Origin of the sequence: Acidilobus sp. (genome assembly GCF_049973875.1) — an archaeon.
GTDB lineage: Archaea > Thermoproteota > Thermoprotei_A > Sulfolobales > Acidilobaceae > Acidilobus.
Window position 1 is genome coordinate 1 of sequence record NZ_JBMFJI010000084.1, and the last position, 1,047, is coordinate 1,047.

Annotated in this window: 2 protein-coding genes; one reads left to right on the forward strand and one right to left on the reverse strand. The window is 47.0% G+C overall.

Annotated elements, in window-relative coordinates:
- Nucleotides 1-241, reverse strand: a 241-nt coding sequence (locus tag ACP5H1_RS08460; RefSeq protein WP_427974083.1) for a hypothetical protein, incomplete at its 3' end; no start/stop codon positions are given.
- A 119-nt stretch (nt 242-360) separates the two neighbouring features.
- Here ACP5H1_RS08460 and ACP5H1_RS08465 point away from each other — a divergent pair.
- Nucleotides 361-531: a hypothetical protein gene (locus ACP5H1_RS08465; protein WP_427974086.1), complete on the forward strand. Its 171-nt coding sequence runs from the start codon at nt 361-363 to the stop codon at nt 529-531.
- The last annotated feature ends 516 nt before the right edge of the window (nt 532-1,047 follow it).

The following is a 1,047-nucleotide window of genomic DNA, read 5'->3' on the forward strand; positions in this document are numbered from 1 at the left end:
AAACAGATAAGAGGAAGTCAAGGAGCCTCGAGGCCTGCTCGTCCCACGTAGGGAGCTTCGCCCTGCCTGAGAAGGGCCCCCTCGTCCTCCCCGCAAGGGTTGCGACTGCCTCGCCGAGGTCAATGTCTGGGCTCGCCAAGACTAGTGGGTACCCCTTCAGCGCCGCTGCTGGGATGCCCTCAAGCGACTTGGGGGTCGCGACGAGTGGCAGCCCAGCTGAGAGGTAGTCAATGACCTTCATGTGGCTTAACAGGTCCTTTTGGTTTACCCTAGCTAAGGCAATACTTGTGCTCTGGGGCCACCTCACCTAGTTTAAGGACCTACAGTTCTACTTCGTAATTAAGTGAATACCTTGAGCTTATGTCGCTTCTCACGATCCCTTCAGTTCGCCTTCTGGCCAGGTCCCTAGGCCTTGGCAAGAGAGCCGCGGTGCTTGCAGTACCCCTCTCCATAGTTATTTGGCCTGAGATCCCTGAGTCCATGCCTGAGCACTATGGGACGATAACCTTGACCATAGCCATGCCACTTTAGTGTTATCCCTGAGAGAGAAAGGAAGTCGTTTATCCTTCTTTTCATAGCTACGCTGGCAGCCATCTACACTCACAGACTCATAGCCGCGCTATGATGCATGAACTTCTTTGAAGGAAAAATCCTTAACGATATGTTTCAATGCAGTTTAGGTCCAGAACCTTTATGGTTTTAAGCACTGCTCACTTCGGTGGCAACCTACTTTATAATGGGAGTTTGCGACTCCTACGGCTTTGTTAAGCAGGATATCCACTATACTGGAATTTAACCTCATCCCACCTGTGTTAATAGATACATTTATTTTTTTAATGCTCCATTAGCAGTTAGTGTAGCTGTATTTAGGTTTAGGTATCCTAATGAGAACAGGCCATTTAAAGTTTCATTATATAAAATTTTATCGCCAATTGCATTTATTATAGGGGGACTCCTCATATATTGGTCGGGTTGGAGCGCTATTTCAATAACTGGTGCATCAGTTTTATTTGGATTGATTTTCTTGATATATTGTCATAAGAATGA

Excerpts from the sequence above, each read along its gene's own strand:
- ACP5H1_RS08465 (WP_427974086.1), top strand. The coding sequence starts at position 361 with ATGTCGCTTCTCACGATCCCTTCAGTTCGCCTTCTGGCCAGGTCCCTA.